Origin of the sequence: Heyndrickxia oleronia, assembly GCF_017809215.1 — a bacterium.
GTDB lineage: Bacteria > Bacillota > Bacilli > Bacillales > Bacillaceae_C > Heyndrickxia > Heyndrickxia oleronia.
In genome coordinates this window covers 2964370-2984959 of sequence record NZ_CP065424.1, presented here as the reverse complement: position 1 = coordinate 2984959, position 20590 = coordinate 2964370, and the positions used below count along the sequence as shown (strand labels likewise).

Genomic DNA, 20590 nt, shown 5'->3' with positions numbered 1-20590 from the left:
ATGTCAAAAGTTATGAATATATTAGAAAGTAAGCATATTTTATCAAGTAAGGACTTTTTAACTATAGGTGAACATTCGAGAGAGGAAATTTTCGCACTACTTGATGATGCTATAAAAATAAAAAAACTTCAAAAAGCTGGAGTCAGTAACCAAATTCTACAAGGGAAAGTTCTAGGAATGATTTTTGAAAAATCATCTACACGTACTCGAATTTCTTTTGAAGTAGGAATGTTGCAATTAGGTGGCGAAGCAATTTTTCTAAGTTCAAAGGATCTCCAACTTGGGAGAGGTGAGTCCATACATGATACTGCTAAGGTTATGTCAAGATATGTTGATGGTCTAATGATTCGAACTACGAAACATGAAATAATCGAGGAATTTGCAAAATATGCATCAATTCCTATTATTAATGGTTTAACTGACAAGCATCATCCTGTCCAGGTACTCTCTGACTTATTAACGATCTATGAACATAAAGGGAAGCTAACAGGCTTAAAAATGTGTTTTTCCGGCGATGCAAATAATAACATGTGCCATTCATTAATAGAAGGAGCTGTAAAGGTAGGAATGAATATTTCCATTGCTTGTCCTAAAGGATATGAACCGGATGAAGCGATTTTCTTAAAGGCAAAGGAAGAAGCGAAAAAAATTGGTAGCAAAATTGAGGTTGATTCAGATCCCATTAAAATGATTAAAGATGCAGATGTTGTGGTAACTGATGTATTTGCAAGTATGGGCCAGGAACATGAGGCTAAAAAAAGATTATTTGATTTACAAGATTATCAAGTGAATGAATCATTATGCAGTTATGCAAAGAATGATTATATTTTCCTACACTGTTTACCTGCACACCGTGAAGAGGAAGTAACATCGTCAATAATTGATGGTGAACATTCGGTGGTATTTGATGAAGCAGAGAATCGTCTTCATGCTCAAAAAGCTATTTTAAAAGATTTATTAGGATAATATATTTTTTTGATTGACATGAATAAAAATACATGTTTATAATTATTTATACAAAATAAATTGAAGGCGCTAATCGTTTTCATCAGTTAATTAAAGGGATATTAAGGGAGCAAACGAAAATTTTCAGTAAAGGATTAATGATCCAATCCCTTTCTTAGGTAAAGGAGCGAATAACATGTCAAAAGAAAAGATAGTTCTAGCATATTCAGGTGGTTTAGATACATCTGTTTCTATTAAATGGTTACAAGAAAAGTATGGATACGATGTGATAGCTTTAGGTATTGATGTTGGGGAAGGAAAGGATTTAGAGGCGATTCGCCAAAAAGCACTTAATGTAGGGGCAATTAAAGCGGTGATGATTGATGGGAAAGAACTATTAGCAAATGAATATATTTTACCAACTTTAAAAGCGAATACATTATATGAAGGCAAATACCCTTTATCCTCAGCATTAAGTCGTCCATTGATTTCGAAATTATTAGTTCAAATTGCGGAAGAAGAAGGCGCAGTTGCAGTTGCACATGGCTGTACTGGAAAAGGGAATGATCAAGTCCGTTTCGAAGTATCCATTCAGGCATTAAATCCTTCATTAAAAGTGGTAGCCCCTGTACGTGAGTGGGGTATGACGCGTGATGAAGAAATTGAATATGCAGAGAAACACGGAATTCCGATTCCAATAGATTTAGATAATCCATTTTCAATCGATGCGAACATTTGGGGAAGAGCTTGTGAAGCGGGAGTTTTAGAAAACCCTTGGAATGAAGCGCCGGAAGAGGCGTTTGCATGGACAAATCCAATTGAAAAAACACCGGATGTAGCCGAGTATATAGAAATTTCTTTTGATAAAGGGATTCCAGTAGCTATTAATGATCAAGAGATGGGAGTTGTTGAGTTAATAGAAACATTAAATGAACTAGCTGGGAAACATGGAATTGGTAGAATAGATCATATCGAAAATCGTCTAGTTGGAATAAAATCTCGTGAAGTGTACGAAAATCCTGCAGCCATTTTATTAATTAATGCACATAAAGAATTAGAATTTCTAACACTGCCAAGAGAAGTAACACAATTTAAAACAACTGTGGAGCAACAATTAGCAAAAATGATCTATGAAGGTTTATGGTACTCACCATTAAAGCCGGCTATCGACGCATTCATAGAAGAAACACAAGGGACAGTGACAGGGAAGGTTCGTATCAAACTTTTCAAAGGGACTCATGTTGTGGTTGGTCGTCAGTCGCCATTTAGCTTATATAATGAGGAATTAGCCACTTATTCAAAAGGTGATGCGTTTGATCATAATGCAGCTGTTGGTTTCATTAAACTATGGGGCTTACCTACTAAAGTTTATTCAGAAATCCAATCAAAAACCAATAAAGAGCAAAATCTACTTTCGACAAAATGATTAATTAATTTAGTTTAATTCAAGGCGGCGTGAGCTGTGTCAAGCTAACAAAATTTAGCGATGCTCCGTCCCTTTTTTCTTTATTAAGAAGCACTATAGGAATTTTTCGCAGGAGGAATAGGTATGAGTAAGCTTTGGGGCGGACGTTTTACAAAACAAACGAATGAATTAGTAGAACAATTTACAGCATCCATATCTTTTGATCAAAAACTTGCATTAGAGGATATTGAAGGAAGTATCGCACATGTACAAATGCTTGGCGAATGTGAGATACTTCCGATGGATGATGTTGAATTAATTAAGGAAGGCTTAAAAAAAATCGAAACAAAGATACTGAATAAAGAGGTACAATTTTCCGTTTCAGATGAAGATATTCATATGAATATTGAAAAAATGCTAATTGATGAAATTGGTCCAGTTGGCGGTAAATTACATACCGGCAGAAGTCGAAATGACCAGGTTGCAACGGATATGCATCTTTATTTAAAAAAACAAACTTATGAATTAATAGATTGGGTGGGACATGTTCAAGCTTCATTGCTTGAACAGGCAAAAAAAAATGTTGATACGATTATGCCAGGATACACACATTTGCAAAGGGCTCAGCCTATTTTATTTTCCCATCATTTACTTGCTTATTTTTGGATGTTTGAAAGAGATAAGGAAAGATTAAAAGATAGTTTAAAAAGAATTAATTGGTCTCCACTTGGTGCAGGGGCTTTAGCAGGTACTACCTTCCCAATCAATCGAAATCGGTCAGCAGAACTATTGGGGTTCGAAACAGTATATCCTAATAGTTTAGATGCAGTAAGTGATCGTGATTTTATATTAGAATTCTTATCAATTGCATCCATTATGATGACCCATATCTCTCGTATATCAGAAGAATTAATCATTTGGTCTAGCCAAGAATTTCAATTTATTGAATTAGATGATTCATTCTGTACAGGTTCAAGTATTATGCCACAAAAGAAAAACCCAGATGTTCCAGAATTATTACGTGGAAAAACAGGGCGTGTATATGGCAATTTAATCGGCTTATTGACCGTGTTGAAAGGATTGCCATTAGCCTATAACAAAGATATGCAAGAGGATAAAGAAGGAATGCTAGATACAGTCGAGACACTAAATGGATCTTTACGTTTATTAGCGCCAATGATTGAAACAATGACCGTAAATACAGAAAAAATGTACGCTGCAGTAGCTACAGATTATTCAAATGCAACGGATATAGCTGATTATTTAGTGACAAAGGGTCTACCGTTTCGCCAAGCTCATGAGGTGATTGGTAAAATTGTATTATATGGTATTCAACATGGTAAATACCTGCTTGACTTATCATTTGAAGAGTATCAATCTTTTAGTCCATTGTTTGAGAAAGATATTTTTGATGTATTACATCCTACACATGTTGTTGAGGCAAGAAATAGTTTTGGTGGTACTTCAAAAGAGCAAGTACAACAACAAATTGTTCTAGCTGAAAAGAAATTATAGCTTAATGAAAAAAGGCTTACCAATATTTCGGTGGAGCCTTTTTTGATACTGACTCTATTTTTATGTTCTTTTTTATCTGTCGTGATTGGAAAAGTTAATAGTTGTTTAATGTTTGTTTCCATGAAAAAAGACATGATTTAATTGAAAAAACCAAGAGAAAACATCTTTATTTTTTTACCTTAGCAAACCATTGGTAATGTATATTGTTATGGTGATTGATTATTTGGCAGGCTTTTAAAATATCAGAATCGCATGTACTATGGCTATCCTCGACAAAAATGACAACATAACCCAAGCTAAATGCACGCCTGCATGTAAGCATCTACACAAATTTCTGATTGATTTCCTGTTATAATAATTCTCCCTACTTGATTGTCTACTAATTGTTGTTGAAGATGAGTTTTTTGGAAGGAATCGGGAAAATCTTTTTCAATTATCATATCTTCTCGACAAAGTGGAAGGAGGAAAGGATGAATCTCCCATCCTGGCTTCCCCTTCTGATTGTTCCTACTTTTCCATTATGTTTAGTAAAAATAACCGGGAATTTCTCAATACGGGCCATTTTAATAAGGAAATGAATATTGTTTAATAAATCACTTTTATATAAGGGTCTTTTCTCCAAAAAAGAACCGATTTGTACATCTATGACTAATAAGGCAGTATTCATGACCCTCTTTTTCGTTTTCTACCCATTATCTTAGATGATATTTTAATTATTTTGGGTAGATCTATTTCATAACGACATCTAAGTTATGTGCTATGTACTGTTTATATAGATTAAAATGACTTAAATTAAAACTTTATTATTATTACCATAGATGTAATCCACTTTCTTATATTCCTCTCCCAATGTGTGATATGATAGAAAAAGACATATAATAAATACATAGTTTGTTTTTCAATGGATGTTTACTTACATATGTTTAGGTTAAACATATTGTGGCTAGATTTTCCGTTAAAAAACTTGAGTGAAAATTAATTGAAGGTGATTTAAATGGCAAAAATATTTATATCTGGAGAAATCCCTGAGATCGGGTACCAACTTTTAAAAGATCATGAAATTGATGTGTACTATGGGGAGAAACTAATAACTGAGGAAGAATTAGCGGAGAGGATTGCCGATAAAGATGCACTTTTATGTCCATTATCTACTCCTGTTACACGAAAGGTAATTGATTCGGCACCTAATTTAAAAATTATTGCTAATTTTGGTGCAGGATTTAACAATATTGATGTTCAGTATGCAAAGGAAAAAAATATATTTGTATCTAATACTCCTGATGTCTCTACAGACGCAACAGCAGAATTGTCAATTGGGTTGATGTTAGCAATTTCAAGAAGAATACCTGAAGGGGATCAGCTCTGTCGCACAGAAGGTTTTAACGGATGGGCTCCTTTATTTTTCCTTGGAAGGGGATTAAGCGAGAAGACATTGGGAATCATTGGTTTTGGTAGTATCGGACAGGCAGTCGCGAGAAAAGCTAAAGCATTTGGGATGAAGATACTATATACAGGACCCCGACGTAAGGATGAAGCAATAGAAAAAGAGTTAAATGCATCCTTTGTATCTTTCGAAGAGCTTATTCAACAATCGGATTATGTATCTGTTCACTCACCGTATAATAAAGAAACCCATCATTTAATTACATTAGACGTCATTCAAAAAATGAAAAAAGATGCCTTTTTAATTAATGCATCCAGGGGACCGGTTGTTCATGAGGAAGATTTAGTTAAGGCTCTGAAAGAAGGTCAAATTGCAGGTGCTGCATTAGATGTATTTGAATTTGAGCCGAAAATTACGGAAGAACTTAAAACGTTAAAAAATGTTGTCTTAACACCACATATCGGAAATGCAACGATTGAAGCACGTGATGCGATGGCCAAATTGGCTGTTAAAAACATTACTAATGTTTTATCAGGTGACAATCCGATTACTCCGGTATAAGTGAAGATTTCTAAAAAAACTATTATACTTTGTAAAATTAAAGATAAATAAATGCACGCTTCCATATAAATAACAGTAACTTGTCTTTAATGTCTGCACATATTATCAAATTCCAGTACATCACTAATAAATAGTGGTGTACTTTTTTGATTTTGAGACCTCATGTATGACCTCATTTACAAATAAAAGGCACACGTTAGAAAAAATGTTTGAGTATTTCTTTAATGATTGAAGTAATGACATTTGTAGATATAAAAAATACTTCCTTTTCTTCGAGAAAACGAAACTATTACACGAATTTGAGTAGAACCTGAAGAAATTCAATACGTTTTAAATGATCATGAACTATCTATTCATATAATAAACGAGGCATTAAAAGTTTCTAATTCTTAAATAAATATGGTTCAGTACAAGGAGAAAAAAGTATATGGTTTTTTGTAGAAAAGAAGCAGAATAGTTAAAGCAAAAGTTGAATTTTGAGTGAAAGGTGGTAAATCATTGTGATTGGAGTGTTCTTAGACCGTAATGGAACAATTGGTGGAGATGGTAGGAATTCACTACAAAAGATTACATTAAAAATCCCGTATCAATTTTACTAAGTAATATTGATACGGGATTTTTAGTTTGTATTTACACAGTAGCTTCTTCTATGTCGGCCTTCAATTCTTTAAACCATTTTAAGTTCACTAAATGGTGTGAACGAGAATTTTCGTTCATGCGACGAAAATAATCAATTTTACCCGGCAATTCTTTAGTGATAGTTAGGTATTCATCGAGAAGAGCAATTCTGGCTTCAGTTTGATCAATTTGTGATTGGATTAATTCTAATAATTTATTTTTATCGAATTCATCTGCAAAGAGTAATGCGCCATAGAATTGCAAGTTTACATACTCGGATTTAGTCCCATATTTGGCCATTAATTTTTCGAATTCTTCTATTCCTAAAGACGTGATTTTATAGGTGTGAATTTCACGACCATTGTTTGGACGTATTTGATGTGTTTGTTCAATCAAACCTTTTTCTTCAAGTTGTTGCAAATTGTAATAAAATGATCCTTTAGTGAAGTTAACGATATATTTATAATGTCGTTTTTCCATTAAACTTAATAGTTCGTATCCATGAGTGCCAGGGTTTTGAATAAGTAAGCCAAGGATAAGTAAGGGAATCAAGGGTGCATCACCTTCGCCATTTGTGCTTCAAATTCAGCGTATGTGATTTTACCTAGAGCCAAATTCATACTGTGAATATAAATTTGTTCAGTTTTCGAATAGTTATTGTTTATTTTTAGTGATTGATTTTCATCCGAAAGAGGCTCTAAGATATGACACTTTTTCGAAAATGCTTCGAAGTAGCGATAACCGAATTTTCGTTGGGAAACAGCGTTCAAATGAATACCATCCGGATTGGCAGTTAGCCCTTTTGCCGATACAAAATAACAATTTTGCTGTTCATGAGCGAATCGACGTAATTGGTCGTTGATTTCTTGAAACTCAGGTGAGTACTTTCCAAAACCCGATTTTCCTAAAAAATCACCAAGCTCACCAATGATTAATGGGACATTTTGAAGGTATAATTCTTTACGTAAAGTTTCAATGATAAGAGATAACTTTTCATAATACGTTTTATGTAGAGAATTATTGCTATCACTTTCACCTTGATGCCAAAGTATGCCACAAATTTTACTAGTTTCAAGAGCAAATCGAGCTTCAGATAAAGCATGTTGAAAAAGAGTACCCTGCGGATGCCAATCGTTCAAGGAACTGCCACCTTCCGCACAAGGAATCAAACCAATTTCTTCATCCGGGTTGGCATTCGACCATGCCTGTGCAAAAGATGCTGCTAGACTTACACCAGCAACAGGGCGGTCATAATTAATCGGTTCTGTCATCATTTGCCACTGACCGTTGCGAAGCATTTTTATTTTTTCATTATAGATAGGTTCTACCTCATGCAAGAATCCACGACCTGCCATATTTGATTGCCCTAACATTAAAAAAGATTTTATCATTTAATTTTCAATCCTTTACATAATAGTCTAATTAGACTTCAATATTATAGAGTCTAATTAGACTTCAATATTATAGAGTCTAATTAGACTATCGTCAACTCGCTATTTCTAGTAAATTTTAATTATGAATTAATATAGAACTGTCAGCGTTTTAATAACTACTGAAAGAAAATATTGAGCAGCACTAATAAGGTCAAATTTTCTTTTATAAAATAAAGATAATTACTTTAAATAGGAACATAGGAGGTATGAGATATGAAAATCAATAGAATAGATCATGTGAGTATAAACGTAAATGATCTATCAGAGGCTAAAGCTTTTTTTCTTAATTTAGGACTTGAAGTGCGAGCGGAATGGGAAATGGATGGAGAACTGTTGGACAGAATAGTTGGGCTTAATAATGTTAAAACGGCATGTGTAGGATTGGGCATGCCAGATGGTGAGGCATGGATAGAGCTAGTCAAATTTTATACGCCGTCAGATGAAAAAGATATTCAACCACCTTTTGCAAATACGCTGGGTATCCGACATATTTGCTTTGCTGTTGAAGATATTGAATCTATTGTTGCAAAATTGAAAAAGAATGGCACGGAAATCTTTAGTGAAATAAAGCAATATGAAGCAAGTTATAAGTTATGCTACGTTCGTGGTCCAGAGGGAATTATTTTAGAGTTGGCGGAGAAAATCAGATAAATATTGAATGGGGTATTAAATGATTTAGTTCACCAACTTTAAAGATTTTAAACTATCGAGGGCATTCTTTAACAAGGGATGCTCTTTTCTTATTGAAGAAAAGGGCACTATACTTCAATAAGAGTGGATAAGGGATAAGGTAAGGCAATCCAAAAATAAATTTCTATCAAGTGTTTTAATTGTGCTAAAATTCATATAAGTGAGATGAAAAAAATGGCGATAAATCTAATCCCCCAGATTTATCTGATATATGGAAGGAGTAAAAAATTAATGAACAGTCCAATTTAAAATTCCCCCTAATCAAGACAAGATTCAATTCTACTATTGGGGGATACAAAATGAAATTGAATAAAAATTTTTCTTTATTACTACTTGGTCAATCTCTCGCTAATATTGGCGATGTATTATATACGGTCAGTGTTATAAGTGCAATTTTTGTTTTAACAGGTTCGGCAACTGTATCATCATTTGTGCCATTTACGATTACTACCTCAATGTTTATATCTAGTCTGTTAACACCTCTTTTGGTTGGTAAAGTAAATCTTAAATGGTTATTGGCTGGATCACAAATCGGAAAAACTATTTTGCTTTTTATTCTAGGATTTATGTTAGTTGGAATAACAGTCTCAAATTACTATTTAATCTTTTTCATCATAGGGTGGATCGCTTTTCTTGATGGATGTGCAAATCCAATAAGACAGACTCTGATTCCTCACTATGTTAAACCTGAATCTTTAATTCAAGCTAATGGAATAGCAGAAACAGTTACACAGGTTATACAAGCAGTTATGTGGTTCATAGGAAGTTTATTTCTAATTTTTATGAGTCCTCAACAACTGGTTTGGCTAGTTGGAGGTTTATTCATAATCGCAAGCGTCTTACTTTGTCTTATAGAAAGTGTAATACACAAAACAACTGAGCCTAAAAGGAAACTAGAGCAGATTAAAGAGGGATGGAAAACTTTATCTAACACGCCAGTATTAAGAAGGATTGCTTGGATAGACTTTTTCGAAACAATTGCAGGAACTGTTTGGATAGCTGCTATTTTATATGTGTTTGTCAATGATGCTTTAAATGTTGACGAAAAATGGTGGGGTTTTATTAATGGTACATTCTTTTTAGGCTTGATATTAGGAAGCGTTTATTGTATTAAATACCCCTCTATTATTGAGAAAAATTTGGGTACTTTTATTTTTGTTGGTTCATTCGGAAGTTCCTTAATTACAATATTGTTTAGCTTAAACAGTATTCCAATTTTTGCGTTGCTTTTATCTCTTGGAATAGGACTATTTGGGCAAATAAAAAATATTCCACAACAAACTGTTATACAAACCAGTGTATCAAAAGAACAGTTGGCAACCGTTTATACCTCATTAGGTGCCATTGGAACTGGAATTTTTGGTATTAGTTCTCTAATTATGGGAATATTAGCAGATTTGTTGGGAATTAGAACTGTATTTATGATCTCAGGACTATTAATTGCAGTAGTAGGTTCAATTGTTCATAAAAATAAGCAATTGTTTGTTACAAATGTTGAACAACAATAATTTATTAAAGAAGGATTTTGTTATAGGACTACAAAATCCTTCTTTTTTTTATGGTTTCGTGATTGGTTATTATGCTTACTAGAAAACGGTTAGGGAGTGGATCAGTATATGGAATGATTATAGCACGCAAACCTTATAAACTATTAGATCTTCATGGAATTTTATCATTTAATACACAAATTCTGTTTTTTGGATGTTATAATAATCTATATTATCTGAAAATACGGAGGGTGACCGCTTTTGTTTGTTCCATTAGTTTTAACAGAATTTCTGGATAGAGCTGTAAAAGTGTATGGAAATAAAACGGCAGTTATTAATAATAATGATGATTTAACCTACCAGCAACTATATAACAGGGTTCAGCAGCTATCATATGGTCTACGTGATTTAGCAGTACAAAAAGGAGATCGAATCGCTTATTTAGCACCGAATACATTAGGAATGCTTGAAGGGTTTTTTGGTGTTTTTCAAGTAGGTGGAATTATGGTACCTCTTAATACAAGACTTACACCAGATGATTATTTATATATCTTAAATCATAGTGAGAGCGAAATTGTATTTGTTGATGAGGAATTATATCATTTACTTTTACCTATAAGAAATCAATTTACGAGTGTACGTCAGATTATTGTTCAAGGAGAGGAAAAAATTGCTCTCGAAGAAGGTGATCTTTGGTATGAATCATGGCTAAAGCAATATCCCTCATTTACTTTTCAAAAAGTTGAACTGGATGAGCAGGATGTGGCAAATATTTTATATACTAGTGGAACAACTGGGAAACCAAAAGGGGTCATGTTAACGCATCGCAACAACTATTTACATGCACTAAGTACTATGCATCATTTACGGGTATCTGACCGTGATGTAGTATTACATGTGTTGCCCATGTTCCATGTTAATGGTTGGGGTTCTCCTTTTTACTATACAGCGAATGGGGCAACGCATATTACATTAAAACATGTTCGTCCAGAAATAATCTTTGAAAAGATCCAAAACCATCATGTGTCTGTAATTCATATGGCACCAGCTGTTTTAAATTCCTTACTTCAGTATTATGAGAGACATCAACCAAATATTAATCATTCGGTCCGAGTGGTGATTGCTGGCTCTGCACCACCTCCTTCATTTGTTTCAAAGGTAGAGCAGCAACTAGGTTGGGAATTTATACAAGTATATGGTATGACGGAAGCATCTCCACTTATTACTACTTCACAAATTAGAGTACATCAACAGACATTACCTATGGAAAAGCAGTATCGTTTAAAGGCAAAGGCTGGCTATGAAATGATTGGCTGTGATGTACGTGTGGTTAATAGTGAAGGTAAAGAAATTTCAAAGAACGATAAGGAAATTGGTGAAATTATCGTAAAAAGTAACGGTGTCATGCTTGGATATTGGAAAAATGAAGAAGCAACCGATGAAGTTATTCGTAATGGGTGGTTCCATACAGGTGATATGGCCACTGTAGATGAAGATGGAAATATTGAGATTGTTGATCGTAAAAAGGATATCATTATAAGTGGTGGAGAAAATATTTCTTCAATAGAGGTTGAAGGCGTACTTTATGAGCATCCAGATATAGTGGAGGCAGCAATTATAGCTATACCTCATGAAAAATGGGGTGAAACACCACATGCAGTTATAGTAAAACGTGAAGGTTCAACGCTTGATGGAAAAGAAGTTATTCAATTCGCTCGTGAAAAATTGGCTCATTTCAAAGCTCCTACATCCGTTAGTTTTATTGATGAGCTCCCAAAAACTGCATCAGGAAAAATTCAAAAAGTCCGTCTAAGAAACGAATACTGGAAAGAGCATGAGCGTTTTGTAAATTGATATTGTGTCTGTTGAAATAATCAGAAAAATAGAGTAGCATATCAATCTAAAAATACATTAAAATATGAATAATACATGGAGAAATCCATGTTTTTTTCATGTGGAAAGAGGTGTTTTTTTACAATGTTATTAATTATAACACTTAGTAAGTTTTTATTTTTTGGAATATTTTTTGTGATGGATATCGTTTATTACTTTTTGAAAAATAAAACGGTGGAAATGATTCGATTGGTTTTAAGTTATATTATTGCAATTGTGACAATTCTTAACGCAAAATATATAATTGTGTTGCCGATTTTGCCGTTATTACTTGGTGGGTTTGCAATGGATGATCCTTCAGCTGAAAGTTCGGATGCAATCATTGTTATTATCGTTAGTTACCTAATTCTTGTGATTATGATTTATGTTGCTATACGCTCCTTTATATTGGCAATTAAGGATTTGAAAAGTAGATTAAGAAAGTAATGCCTTTCGACTAAAAGCTATTATATACAGGATAAGCTGCCATAAAAGGCAGCTTTTTTAATGAAGGTTGTAAATAGGAGAAGTATAAATATCATGTTTAGTAATACTAAAATTATTTTTATATTACTTAAAAATATATTGAAAATTTTGTATATTGTGATAGTATTAATTTTAGTAATACTATAATTATTTAATCTATACTTAAAATCATGACTAAGGAAATGGGGAATTATGGTAGATATTCATACGAAAATTCGTGAATTAAGGCAACAACAAGGGTTAACCTTGAAAGAATTGAGTGAAAATACTAACTTGTCTGTCGGATTTCTTTCTCAAGTTGAAAGAGGTACTTCCTCACTAGCAATCACATCACTAAAAAAAATAGCTGATTCATTGGGTGTTGAGATGTCATATTTTTTTCAACAGGAAATGAATAACAACTATGTGGTCAAATTAGATGACCATAGGGTTTTTCAGGTTGATGGGAATGAATCCAAATATGTTAAAGTTAGTGGGAATTTTCAAGGAAGATCGATGGAAAGCTTAATTGTAACGTTAAGGCCATTTCAACAGGATATCCAAACATCCAGTCATCCTGGTGAAGAATTTCACTATGTGTTAAAAGGTCAAGTCATTATCTATGTAGACAATAATGAATACGTACTGAATGCTGGAGAATCCATTCATTTTCCATCTGAAAAAGTTCATAAATGGGAAAATCCATTAAGTGAAGAAACAGTTATTTTAAGTGTATTAACTCCCGTACTTTTTTAAGTATGGGAGATTCAAATATAGTTTTTTGAAGGAGGAGAAGTTACATGAGAGTTGCTACAGATATTGGGGGCACCTTTACAGATCTTGTATATGTAGATGAAAAAGGACATATTGGTGTATCAAAAAGTCATACGACTCCCCCATATTTTGAACAAGGTGTTATCAATGTTTTAGAAAAGAGTGGAATAGATCAAACCTCAATAAAAACCTTTATTCATGGGACAACTGTTATTATAAACGCATTAACTGAGAGAAAAGGTGTAAAGACCGGACTCATTACAACGAAAGGATTTCGTGACGTATTAGAAATTGGTCGGGGCAATAGACCAGATTTGTTTAATGTACGCTATCATAAACCAGCACCTTTTGTAAGTAGATACTTACGTCAAGAAGTGGAAGAAAGATTAAACTATAAAGGTGAAGTAATGAAGCCATTAAATAAAGAAGAAGTAAAAGAGATTATATCCTTCTTCAAAAAAGAAGGAGTAGAAGCGATTGGTGTATCTTATTTACATTCGTATGTGAACCCTGTGCATGAACAAGAAACAATCGATCTTATCAAAGAAATATGGCCGGAAGTCTTTGTCACAGCTTCTTATGAAGTTACTAAAGAATGGCGTGAATATGAAAGAACCAATACAACCGTCCTTAATGCATATGTCAAACCGATAGCAACATCTTATGTAAACAAGCTTCATGATAAGCTTATTGAGAAGCAAACAGATAGTAATAACTATATTATGCAGTCTAATGGTGGAACGACAACATTTGAACAAGCAAAAGAACTTCCAATAAATATGGTAGAATCTGGTCCTGTTGCTGGTATTTACGGAGCTGCAGTTCTTGGTGAAATTATTGGAGAGAAGAATATTATAGCATTTGATATTGGTGGAACAACGGCAAAATGCTCTCTTATTGAAAAAGGGGAAGTAAAAGTATCCACGGATTATTATATTGAAAGAGATAATCGTCATGCCGGATTTCCGATAAAAACACCAGTTGTTGATATTGTTGAAATTGGCAATGGAGGAGGATCAATTGCTTGGATTGATGATGCAGGATCACTAAAGGTTGGTCCACATTCAGCAGGTGCATTACCTGGACCAGTAGCATATGGACAAGGTGGCATAGAACCAACTACGACTGATGCAAATCTTTTAACCGGACGTCTTTCTCCAAAAAACTTTGATTATGAGGTTGATATGGAAAAGGTGAGTGAAGCAATCAAAGCAACTATCTCAAATTATTTTAATATTTCAGTGGAAGATGGGGCTCTTGGTATCATTCGTATTGCCAATTCAAATATGCTAAATGCATTAAAATTAATTTCTATTCGAAAGGGTTATAACCCACGAGAATTTACCCTTGTTGCATTTGGTGGTGGAGGATCCATGCATGCTCCAGCTCTAGCAAAAGAACTAGGTGTTAAAAAGGTAGTTGTACCTTTAGCATCTCCAGTGTTTTCAGCGTGGGGGATGTTAATGACAGATCTTCGACATGATTATATTCAAACCCAAATTAAACGTCTAAGTGAAGTAGATATTACCTCGCTTAATCAAACATGGGATACTCTAGAAAATCAAGCTTATAATCAGTTTGAACAGGAAGCCCTTCAAAAAGAGTCAGTCTTATTTACTAGATTTCTAGACATGAGATATCTTGGGCAAGAACATACCGTAAAAGTACCCGTACCAAATGGTAACTGGGATGAGAAAACTTTAGAGGAAATTATCGGAAGATTCCATCAACTACACGAGAAAAACTATACATTTAAGCTTGAGCAGGCTGATACTGAAATAGTGAATTTGCACTTGACTGCGTTTGGTCAGGTGAAAAAGCCAACATTAGAAAAAAATATAGTTACTGGGGAATTAAGTAGTGCATTAAAAGAAGTCAGACCTGTCTATTTTGAACAGGAGGGCTGGGTTGATACAACTATTTATGATCGAGAAAAAATTCCAACAATGCAGAAGATTAACGGACCAGCCATTGTTGAGGAAAAGGCATCAGTGACCGTTATTTATAAGGGTCAATCACTTCAAGTTGATGAATATGGAAACCTTATTATTGATACGGGGGTGGAATAAGATGGTGACGGCAACAAAGAAAATTGATCCATTCACTTTGGAAATTGTAAAAGATTCCTTACTTGCAATTGGAGATGAGATGTTTATTGCTTTAGCAAGAACGTCAATGAGCCCAATTATATATGAAGTTTTAGACTATGCTAGTGGTCTAACAGATGCAAAAGGAAATTTATTGACACAGGGAAATGGTGTAACAGGCTTTATCGGTATGCTTACGTTTATGGTGAAGGAAACGTTAAACAAATTTGGAGAAAAAGATTTAAATCCTGGTGATATTATCATTATCAATGACCCATATAAAGGTGGGGGTTCTCATCTTTCTGATGTAGGACTAGTTATGCCGATTTTTCATGATGGAGAAATTGTTGCATTTTCAGCTAATAAAGCTCATTGGACAGAGGTTGGGGGAAAAGATCCAGGATCTTTTACAAATGATTCAACGGAAATTTTTCAAGAAGGATTACAATTTCCTTGTGTGAAATTATTTGAATCAGGAAAGGTTAATCAAGCTATTGTCGATATTATTGAATCTAATGTTCGTTTTCCAGATCTCTCACTAGGGGACATGTGGGCACAAGTGGCTGCATTAAAAACTGGGGATAAACGCGTAAAAGAGCTTTGTAATAAACACGGTAAGGAAATAGTTTTAGCCTCTATAGATAAATATTTAGACCATGGTGAGCAGCTCTCAAGAATTGAACTGAAAAAATTACCAAAGGGAACTTTTGAAGCAGAAGATTTTGTGGATTCAGATGGAATGGGGAATGGTCCATTTAAATTAAAAGTGAAAGTTACTATAACTGATGATGAATTTGTATGCGATTTTCGTGGAAGCCATCCACAAGTACCTGGATCGGTTAATTGTTCATTAACAGGTTTAATATCTGCTGTACGAACAATTTTTTTAGCGATAACCAATCCATCACAAGATGTTAATGATGGTGTTTTTCGCCCGTTAAAAGTAATTACAGATAAAAAATCGATTTTATCGGCCGAACGTCCTGCACCAGTGTCTAATTACTTTGAATCTATGCTTGTGGGAGCAGACTTAATATGGAAAGCACTAGCACCGTTTTTACCAGAACGTTTATCGGCAGGGCATTTAACATCAGTATGTAGTGTCACACTTTCAGGACTTCATCCTGATACAAATGAAGCATTTTTAATTGTCGAACCATCTGTTGGAGGATGGGGTGCCGGCCAAGGGCAAGACGGTGCTAGTGGCCAATTTTGTATTGGTGATGGGGAAACCTATAATGTACCGGTTGAAGTAGCTGAGACAAGATATGGTGTCATGTTAGATGAATATAGTTTACGTGTCGATGGAGGTGGAGCTGGTGAATTTATCGGTGGGAAAGGTGTAATTCGTTCATATAGAGCCTTAACCAATGGACAATCAGCAACGATCACTTATGGAAGACATATAAATCCGCCATGGGGGTTTAATGGGGGACAAAATGGATCGACGAATCAATTCATTGTAGAAAAAGCAAATGGCGAGATTGAAGGACCCTACGGTGTATATCCGCGTTATCCGCTTCAAAAAGGTGATGTAATAAAGTTGATGACTGCCACAGGTGGAGGATATGGTAATCCATTAAATCGACCAGCGGAAAAGGTTGTAGAAGATGTGAAAAATGGCTATATTACTTTAGCACAAGCTAAAGAAGTATATGGTGTTTCTGTTGACCCGGCTACATATGATTTTACTTTAACAACAAAACGAATAAATGGGGGCAACAAGGCATGAAAATATCTAAGGTTAATAGAGAACAAAATCAAGAGGTTATGAATCAAACTCTATTTCAACATATTGATCAAAATACAGTAGTGAAAATGGGATTTGTTCAAATATTACCAGGGGAACGTGTCCCAAAAGAAGGGCTTTCGATGCATGATGAGGATGAATATTCCTTTATTCTACAGGGGTCTATAACGACCCAAAGCGGTGACAGTCCCATAATGAAGGTGGAACATGGAACAGCTACTTTTATTCCTGCTAAAGAGAAACATTGGGCAATAAATGAAGGTGAAGAGGTATGTGAAATTGTTTATGTTTTAGTCGAACATAAATAACTAAATGAGGTTGTCTAATAAGTTAGGAAGTTATCCAACTTATTAGACACCTCTTTGAAAAGGGGATTGATAGATTGATGGATGAGGCAAAGGAATGAAGACTGTTGGTAATGATGAAGCATTAAAAGCCGTTCCATTATCTCAACGCCAGCATTGGTTAACACCCGCAATGATATTTGGAGGCTTAGAATTTACAATTCCTGTATTAATGATTGGTGCTACTTTGACCGCTTCATATGGAATGGGAAGTATTTTTTGGATATTAGTCATTGGTTTAATTGTTTTTCAATGGGTCGGTAATTCCATTCAAGGATTTATTGGTGCTAAGACAGGCAGATCATCATCTGTTATTGCAAAATCCAGTTTTGGCTCGATACAAGCACGATTTATCGTTGGCCTTACAATATTTATCGTTTCATTAGGATGGTGGGCATTACAAACTGCTGTTGCTGGTAATGCGATTGCAGCGATGTTTGGAATTGATTATGAAAAACAATGGGGTTTATGGGCTGTGATTACAGTTGTCGCTGGGGTATTATTTGCAATTCCTTCGATTATAGGGTATTCATCTATGAAATGGACTGATTATATAGCAGTTCCAGCAGGTTTAGCTCTTATTGCAGGTTGTATTTTTTATGCTTTAAGAAATACAGGTTGGGAAACAATTACAGCTTGGAATCCTGAACCGAAGATAACATTTTTAGCAGCTATCAGTCTAGTTATTGGAGCAAATGTCTCCCAATGGGTCATTGCCTCAGACTATACTAGGTATGCAAAACCAAGATGGAGGGATAATATCCTGATTCCATTAGGCATTGTGGCTGTTGGTTTTCCACTATTCTACGTCGGTTCTATTATGTCTGTCGGTGTAGGTGATGCAGATATAGTTAATGTGATGTTGAATTTAGGATTTCCAGTGTGGGGATTTTTAGTTTTATGGTTTGCTACATGGACAAGCCAGCTTGTAAATAATTATAGTATGGGTCTAGCTCTAGCAAATATGTTTAATATAAACTCCAGCAAAGGACGGGCATTCCTTACTTTTATAGGGACAATTTTAGCTATTATCATTGCTTTGGCGGGAATACTCGATTATTTTACAGACTTTTTATACTTAACTGCTCTTATTTATCCTGCGATAGGTGGTATTATGATGGCAGACTTTTTTATTATACGGAAGCAACGATTTGAAGATAACAAGGGCTGGAATTGGATGGCTACAATTGCATTGGTTTGTGGAACTTTTGTCGGGTACCTTACACAGTATGTTTATGAATTTGGTTTACCTGCCGTTCAATCCATTATCATTTCTGCTTTCATTTATTGGATAGCAATGAAAATAAAAGCAAAAATAAAGCCAGATCATTTTACAGGTCTAGTTGAAAGGCATCACGAAGGATATAATAAAGAGGAAGCTGGTTAATGCTTTTAATTATTTGACTTTTCAGATATTACTAGATATATATAATATCTAATCTATATTTATTCTCTATTTTAATCCGTTTAAAAGTTTGCTAGGAGTACCATTTACAATTTTTTAAATTAAAAATGGGCAGTTTATTGAGATGTGACTCTAAATAAACTGCCCATGCTTTTACTAAGATTTTAATGCATCTTTATTTTGTTTAAATTGGCCTTCCCATTTTGAAATAACAATTGCACCTAGTGAGTTACCTACTACGTTTACAACTGTTCTAGCCATATCGAGGATTCGGTCGATTCCTGCAATGAAAGCTAGTCCTTCAATTGGAATACCAACTGTTCCTAATGTAGCAAGTAGAACTACGAAGGATACACCTGGGACACCTGCAATCCCTTTCGATGTTACCATAAGCACAAGAATTAATGAAAGTTGCTGTGTTAAAGATAGATCAATTCCATACATTTGAGCAATAAAAACAGCAGCAAGAGCTTGGTATAATGTTGATCCATCTAAATTAAATGAATATCCTGTAGGGATGACAAAAGAGGTAATTGCTTTTGGACATCCGAACTTTTCCATTTTCTCCATGATTTTTGGAAGAACGGCTTCTGAACTTGCAGTTGAGTAACCGAGAATTAATTCATCCTTTAGAAGTCGTAGTAGGTGAAATATATTAACTCCAACTAACTTTGCAATACCACCTAATACGATGATGATAAAGCCTGCCATTGTTAAATAGACGGTAATAACTAATTTTCCTAAAGGTAGGAGTGATTCTAAACCAAAAGTGGAAACGGTCACACCGATCAGTGCAAATACCCCAAATGGAGCAAATTTCATAACTAAATTTGTAACATAAAACATGGTTTCTGCCGTTCCTTGGAAAAATGCAAGTACAGGTTTGCCTTTTTCTCCAATTGCAGCTACACCTAATCCAAATAATACGGAGAAGAAAATAATAGCTAGCATATCTCCATGCATAATTGATTCAAAAATATTTTTCGGAACAATATTAACAATTGTGTCTGCAAACCCATGGTTCTCAACACTTTTTGCTGTGTCTACATAAGAGTTAATATCTACCTTATGAATAGAATGCATATTAACTCCCTTACCAGGGTGGAAAATATTCGCTACAAGCAATCCAACAATAATTGCAATCGTTGTCACAATTTCAAAATACAAAATTGTTTTTCCACCAAGTTTCCCTAGATTCTTCCCATCACCAACACTAGCAATTCCAACAACTATACTAGAAATGACAATAGGGACGACAATCATTTTGATTAATCTTAAGAAAATATCTCCTATAGGTTGTAAATATTTGCTGATTTCAGGATTACCATAAAAAATAGCCCCAATTATTATTCCGAGGACTAGTCCAATTAATATTTGCCATGCTAATCCAATTTTTTTCATAATATCCCCCCAAAATAAAACATATAAATATTTTCAGACGAAATAATTTATTATTTAAATATAATATAAAAAATGAAAATAAACAAATATAAAGCGTTTTATCAATAAAAATTAATAATAATCATTATTTTTGTACTATTTTAAAATAAGAAAAATGAACTACAATTCATACTATTATTTACAAAAATAATTGAATTTTCTATAATTATAATTGTTAATTTTGGGGGGAGTGTTAATTTCTCAGTAGATTTATTACCTGCATCAATCAAATGGATCTCAGATATTCTACCATTAACACATAGTACTAAGGCAATCCGTACTATATACAATATGGAAGTGCAACCACTGTATCCTTTATTGATAGAGGAAATGATGATTGGATTTGTTTAATTAGTATTTGCGGGAATAATGACTACACTAATGGAGAAAGTTGCGAGAAAAAGAGGTTCTTTAT

At 34.2% G+C, this 20590-nt stretch carries 16 protein-coding genes and 1 pseudogene; 13 read left to right on the top strand and 4 right to left on the bottom strand.

What is annotated here, in order from left to right; all coding sequences use genetic code 11:
• The 3 genes from argF (at position 1) to argH (ending at position 3865) form a co-directional block, all read left to right on the top strand.
• A complete protein-coding gene (gene argF, locus I5818_RS14955) occupies positions 1–966 on the top strand; it encodes an ornithine carbamoyltransferase (protein ID WP_078111105.1) in 966 nt (321 codons plus the stop codon).
• 175 nt (positions 967–1141) lie between these two features.
• Positions 1142–2371 (top strand): argininosuccinate synthase, encoded by a 1230-nt coding sequence (locus I5818_RS14950; protein ID WP_078111104.1) that lies wholly within the window; start codon positions 1142–1144, stop codon positions 2369–2371.
• A 123-nt stretch (positions 2372–2494) separates the two neighbouring features.
• Entirely contained in the window at positions 2495–3865 is a 1371-nt protein-coding gene (gene argH / locus I5818_RS14945; protein ID WP_058003857.1) for an argininosuccinate lyase, read from the top strand.
• Between the two features lie 296 nt (positions 3866–4161).
• Here the strand turns inward: argH and I5818_RS14940 are convergent.
• Positions 4162–4532 (bottom strand): annotated as a pseudogene (locus tag I5818_RS14940) (isochorismatase family protein).
• Positions 4533–4859: 327 nt separating this feature from the next.
• Here I5818_RS14940 and I5818_RS14935 point away from each other — a divergent pair.
• On the top strand, positions 4860–5810 hold the full coding sequence (locus I5818_RS14935) for a 2-hydroxyacid dehydrogenase family protein (protein WP_058003858.1): 951 nt from the start codon (positions 4860–4862) through the stop codon (positions 5808–5810).
• Positions 5811–6440: 630 nt separating this feature from the next.
• On the opposite strand, the gene I5818_RS14930 is transcribed toward I5818_RS14935, so the two are convergent.
• Complete coding sequence (locus I5818_RS14930) at positions 6441–6980, bottom strand: PadR family transcriptional regulator (protein ID WP_078111009.1); 540 nt, start codon at positions 6978–6980, stop codon at positions 6441–6443.
• Entirely contained in the window at positions 6977–7819 is an 843-nt protein-coding gene (locus I5818_RS14925; RefSeq protein ID WP_078111008.1) for a sialate O-acetylesterase, read from the bottom strand. The genes I5818_RS14930 and I5818_RS14925 overlap by 4 nt, the downstream gene beginning before the upstream one ends.
• Before the next feature lie 255 nt (positions 7820–8074).
• Here I5818_RS14925 and I5818_RS14920 point away from each other — a divergent pair, with 255 nt between their 5' ends.
• The 9 genes from I5818_RS14920 (at position 8075) to I5818_RS14880 (ending at position 18717) form a co-directional block, all read left to right on the top strand.
• A complete protein-coding gene (locus I5818_RS14920; protein ID WP_078111007.1) occupies positions 8075–8512 on the top strand; it encodes a VOC family protein in 438 nt (145 codons plus the stop codon).
• A 338-nt stretch (positions 8513–8850) separates the two neighbouring features.
• Positions 8851–10059: an MFS transporter gene (locus I5818_RS14915; protein ID WP_078111006.1), complete on the top strand. Its 1209-nt coding sequence runs from the start codon at positions 8851–8853 to the stop codon at positions 10057–10059.
• 240 nt (positions 10060–10299) lie between these two features.
• Positions 10300–11892, top strand: coding sequence for a long-chain-fatty-acid--CoA ligase (locus tag I5818_RS14910; protein ID WP_078111005.1), 1593 nt, complete (start codon positions 10300–10302; stop codon positions 11890–11892).
• 123 nt (positions 11893–12015) lie between these two features.
• Positions 12016–12357: a hypothetical protein gene (locus tag I5818_RS14905; RefSeq protein ID WP_058003861.1), complete on the top strand. Its 342-nt coding sequence runs from the start codon at positions 12016–12018 to the stop codon at positions 12355–12357.
• A gap of 231 nt (positions 12358–12588) precedes the next feature.
• Positions 12589–13131: a helix-turn-helix domain-containing protein gene (locus tag I5818_RS14900; RefSeq protein WP_078111004.1), complete on the top strand. Its 543-nt coding sequence runs from the start codon at positions 12589–12591 to the stop codon at positions 13129–13131.
• Positions 13132–13175: 44 nt separating this feature from the next.
• Positions 13176–15218 (top strand): hydantoinase/oxoprolinase family protein, encoded by a 2043-nt coding sequence (locus I5818_RS14895; RefSeq protein ID WP_078111003.1) that lies wholly within the window; start codon positions 13176–13178, stop codon positions 15216–15218.
• A gap of 1 nt (position 15219) precedes the next feature.
• Complete coding sequence (locus tag I5818_RS14890; RefSeq protein WP_078111002.1) at positions 15220–16968, top strand: hydantoinase B/oxoprolinase family protein; 1749 nt, start codon at positions 15220–15222, stop codon at positions 16966–16968.
• The gene (locus tag I5818_RS14885) at positions 16965–17294 is read left to right on the top strand and encodes a cupin domain-containing protein (RefSeq protein ID WP_058003865.1); all 330 of its coding nucleotides are present in this window, start codon (positions 16965–16967) and stop codon (positions 17292–17294) included. The genes I5818_RS14890 and I5818_RS14885 overlap by 4 nt, the downstream gene beginning before the upstream one ends.
• Positions 17295–17388: 94 nt before the next feature.
• A complete protein-coding gene (locus I5818_RS14880) occupies positions 17389–18717 on the top strand; it encodes a purine-cytosine permease family protein (RefSeq protein ID WP_078111001.1) in 1329 nt (442 codons plus the stop codon).
• A gap of 174 nt (positions 18718–18891) precedes the next feature.
• On the opposite strand, the gene I5818_RS14875 is transcribed toward I5818_RS14880, so the two are convergent.
• Positions 18892–20136 (bottom strand): cation:dicarboxylate symporter family transporter, encoded by a 1245-nt coding sequence (locus I5818_RS14875; protein ID WP_058003866.1) that lies wholly within the window; start codon positions 20134–20136, stop codon positions 18892–18894.
• Positions 20137–20590 lie beyond the last annotated feature (454 nt).